This is a genomic window from Parabacteroides sp. merdae-related_45_40, from assembly GCF_001915675.1.
In genome coordinates this window covers 1-3,939 of record NZ_MNQY01000009.1, presented here as the reverse complement: position 1 = coordinate 3,939, position 3,939 = coordinate 1, and the positions used below count along the sequence as shown (strand labels likewise).

3 protein-coding genes and 1 pseudogene are annotated in these 3,939 nt (G+C 46.0%); 3 read left to right on the top strand and 1 reads right to left on the bottom strand.

Annotation, left to right across the window (positions count from 1 at the left end; translation table 11 throughout):
• The first annotated feature begins 83 nt into the window (after positions 1–83).
• A complete protein-coding gene (locus BHV83_RS00180; protein ID WP_122115762.1) occupies positions 84–1,007 on the top strand; it encodes a tyrosine-type recombinase/integrase in 924 nt (307 codons plus the stop codon).
• Between the two features lie 131 nt (positions 1,008–1,138).
• Here BHV83_RS00180 and BHV83_RS00175 read toward each other — a convergent pair.
• Positions 1,139–1,451 (bottom strand): annotated as a pseudogene (locus BHV83_RS00175) (tyrosine-type recombinase/integrase); the annotation flags it as partial.
• Positions 1,452–1,710: 259 nt separating this feature from the next.
• Between BHV83_RS00175 and ribD the strand changes: the two are divergent.
• Positions 1,711–2,754, top strand: a complete 1,044-nt coding sequence (gene ribD, locus BHV83_RS00170) for a bifunctional diaminohydroxyphosphoribosylaminopyrimidine deaminase/5-amino-6-(5-phosphoribosylamino)uracil reductase RibD (protein ID WP_122205383.1) — start codon at positions 1,711–1,713, stop codon at positions 2,752–2,754.
• Between the two features lie 115 nt (positions 2,755–2,869).
• Positions 2,870–3,939 (top strand): DUF6242 domain-containing protein (locus tag BHV83_RS00165; protein ID WP_286755169.1); only part of this gene is annotated, 1,070 nt, incomplete at its 3' end.

Below are 3,939 nucleotides of genomic sequence, written 5' to 3'. Positions count from 1 at the left end.
CAAAGGTGGAACTTAAAGTACTCATTTGGCTATGAGTATATAATTAGAGAGCGTTGTTGCTCCGAATTATATACCATATCATTATGAATCTGAAAACAATTAAAGAGATTGCGGTCGCATGGCTCGAATACAAGCGACCATTTGTGAAAGATTCCACCTTTGCCGCTTATGCACTCACCGTGCAGAACCATATTGTTCCGGCATTTGGAGAATCGTGTGAATTACCCGAAACTGATGTGCAGCAGTTCGTGTTGCAGAAGTTGGCAAACGGTATCAGTGTCAAGACCATAAAGGATATTCTCATAGTCCTTAAAATGGTGATGAAGTACGGGGTGAAGCAGTCGTGGCTTCTCCATGCCGAATGGGATATAAAGTACCCCACATCATCGGCTACGAAACCGTTGGAAGTGCTGTCTATTACCGATCACAAGAAAATCTTGGCGCATATCCGTGCCAACTTCAACTTCCAAAGTTTAGGCATCTACCTTTGCTTAACTACGGGCTTGCGCATCGGTGAAATCTGCGCTTTGCGGTGGAGCGACATTTGCCTTGAGAAAGGTTCTTTGACCGTTCAACGCACCATTGAGCGAATCTATGTTATTACTCCCGATGAGAAGCACACCGAAATAGTTATCAACACACCGAAGACGGCAAACTCGTGCCGTGAAATTCCCCTTAGTCGAGAAGCCTTGTCACTGATAAAGCCGTTGCTGAAAGTCGTAAATCCTGCTTTCTATGTGGTAACAAACGATACGAAGCCCACCGAACCGCGCACATATCGTTCGTTCTACAAGCGTTTCATGGCTTCACTCAATATGCCCGACTTGAAATTTCACGGACTGCGCCACTCTTTCGCCACCCGTTGCATAGAATCGGGCTGTGATTACAAGACCGTCAGCGTATTACTCGGTCATGCCAACATATCCACAACGCTTGACCTATATGTTCACCCTAATATGGAGCAAAAGAAACGATGCATCGAGCGAATGGTAAAATCAGTGAAATGAGAGAACGGCTTAATTCTCATATCAATCACGGAAAGTAAAAATAAGAAATCCGCCATCAGTCGTTATTCGTAAAGATAAATTCTGATGACGGCTTTCTTTTCTTGATTCAAACATCCGTTTCACGGCACGGTTCACACTTTTTCAATATTTCCCAACCGCTTTTCCTTGGTGATTTTCGCATAAATTTGAGTCGTGGAAATGTTCTTATGACCAAGGATAGAGCTAACGGTTTCAATCGGTACTTCGTTGGATTGCAATATAGTAGTCGCTGGTCTTTTGTCGGTTGATTTTTATCCATTGGTGGTCATCGAAGTAAGTCACGATATTTTCCTCTTTCAGATTGCGCATATCTGAAAAGCTCAATCCCGTGAAGATGCAGAACAGGAACATATCCCAGTAGAGTTCCTGCTTGGCGTTCTTCAGCTTTCCGTCCATCAGCATTTTTTCGTATGACTTTTTGGACTTCATCCCGGCTTCCACCATCTCAGCCACTTATTGCTTAATATTGTGCCATAAAGAGCCTGATTTCCGTTGGTCACGAATAGGTAACGTGACTCAGGCTTCAATTGACGTTTTCATGGTTTTTCGTGGCGTTTACACGCCAATCAAAAATCCTTTAATTGTCTGTATCTCAAATCATCTTCCTCGTTCTTCTGTATTCCAAGAAAAAGTAGTACTTTTGTTGAATAAAGAACAAAAGAAGATGGTTGTCGAAGAGAAATATATGGCCCGCTGCATCGAGCTTGCACGGGGCGGAGAAGGCAATACGGCTCCGAATCCGATGGTCGGTGCGGTGATTGTGCATAAAGGGAAGATCATAGGGGAAGGGTTTCATCGCAAATGTGGCGAAGCGCATGCCGAAGTGAATGCGGTGGCTTCCGTCTGGGATGAAGCGCTTTTGCGGGATTCTACTATCTATGTAAGTCTCGAACCCTGTTCCCACTACGGAAAGACACCTCCTTGTGCGGAGTTGATTATAAGGAAAGGTATCCCGCGCGTCGTGGTCGGCACTTTGGACCCGTTTCCAGAAGTGTCGGGACGAGGAGTACGCATGTTGCGCGAGGCGGGTATCGAAGTCGTGACGGGTGTGCTGGAAGAAGAGGCCCGTGCCTTGAATCCTGCTTTTATGACTTTCCAGATACGGAAACGTCCTTATGTCTATCTGAAATGGGCCCAGAGCGCAGATGGGTTTATGGATATCCGGAGGGAAGATGCTTCTGTGCCTTCGGTGCTTTTGTCTTCTGCCGAGACTCTCCGAAGGGTTCATCGGCTTCGTTCCGAAGTGGCGGCTATTATGGTCGGGACACGTACGGCGTTGTTAGACAATCCGTCGCTGACTGTGCGGCATTGGGCTGGCCGTTCTCCGGTCCGGGTGGTGCTCGACCGGACGTTGAAGTTGCCGGTCGGTTCGCATCTGCTGGATGGCGCGGTGCCTACGCTCGTATTTACAGCTGTCGAAGTCGAAAGCCGACCGAATGTCGAGTATGTGCAGATTGATTTCGGGCAGGAGGTCCTGTCGCAAGTCTTGCAATATTTGTATGGGCAGAATTTGAATTCGTTGATGGTCGAAGGAGGTGCGGAACTGCTGGAAAGCTTCCTTGATGCCGGCCTGTGGGACGAGGCCTGGGTTGAGACGGCTCCGGTCGTTTTGGGTGCGGGTGTGAAAGCACCTGCTGTTCCTGGCGTGTTGACCGGTACGGAACAGAGGCACGGACATCTTTTGGAAACCTGGAAACAAAAGGCTTAAAATGAACTTATAATTCGTAACGACACTAAAATATTATAAATATTCTCCTATATGGGGTATAAAGCAAAAAATGTTTCTACTTTTGTGCCTTTATATGCAACAAACTTATTTTTTGATGAAAAATAGAATAGTACTGTTTATAGCCGGATGTTGTGCTCTGTTATTGTCGTCTTGTTTGGGTTCGGATGATACGCAATATGAGTGGAGTAAAGATTGTCAGATTCTATCTTTTTCTTTGTCGAATGATTCTATCCCAGGTTTGAAAGATGTCGTTTTCACGATTGATCAGGTGGATGGGAAAATATTTAATATTGATTCAATGCCTTATGGAACAAAGCTGGATGAAAAAGTGATTTGTACGGTTAAGCTGGCTTCTACGGTGTATACTTGTCAGGTCATGCAGGAAGCTATCAGTGATACGTTAAGCTATTGGAACCTGGAAGACTCGTTGGATTTCTCCAAACCAGTTAAGTTCGTGAACACATTGTGGGACGGCAAAACCACAAAAACATACATTGCGCAAGTCAATATTCACCAGGTTGTTCCCGACTCGATGGTCTGGGGTGTTTACAAGGAAGGTATTACGGACGGTGCTGTCAAGGAAGAAAAGGTAGTTGTTTTCGGTGAAGGAAGTGGCGAGTCTTATTATATGTATACGCAGCCTGTAAACGTAAACGAAGGCTACCGGTTGTACCGTTCGGCCGTTACGGATGGAAAGAATTGGACGGAACTGTCTGTATCGGGGCTTCCTGCCGGAGAAGTCCGTTTGTCACAGATTACTGCTTATGAAGATGCGTTTTATGCTGTTACGACGAAAGGTTTCCTTTATAGTTCAGCCGATGGCCAGACTTGGTCGCTAGTCGAAAATGCACCGGTGATAAAAGCTATTTTGGGTGCTATTGATGTGGACGATGATTTTACGGCAGCCGGAAAGCAGCCGTCAGCCCTTAGTGCGGTTATCGACAAGAATGGCACGTTGGTTTACGGGTATATGAATGAAGCGAAGGAATGGAACGAAGGAACTCTTCTGAACGAAGGCTTCCCTTTGACCGGTTTCGGTAATCTTTCTTATAATTCGATGTTCCGTGCCCGCTTGTTAGTGGTTGCCGGAAGAGATAAGGACAATAAACTGACGAATACGGCTTGGGCGACGGATGATGGCAAAGTCTGGGCGAAGTTGACGGA

What these genes read in the sequence shown, in the direction of transcription:
- BHV83_RS00180 (WP_122115762.1), top strand. Translation starts at nt 84, where the DNA reads ATGAATCTGAAAACAATTAAAGAGATTGCGGTCGCATGGCTCGAATAC.
- ribD (WP_122205383.1), top strand. Translation starts at nt 1,711, where the DNA reads ATGGTTGTCGAAGAGAAATATATGGCCCGCTGCATCGAGCTTGCACGG.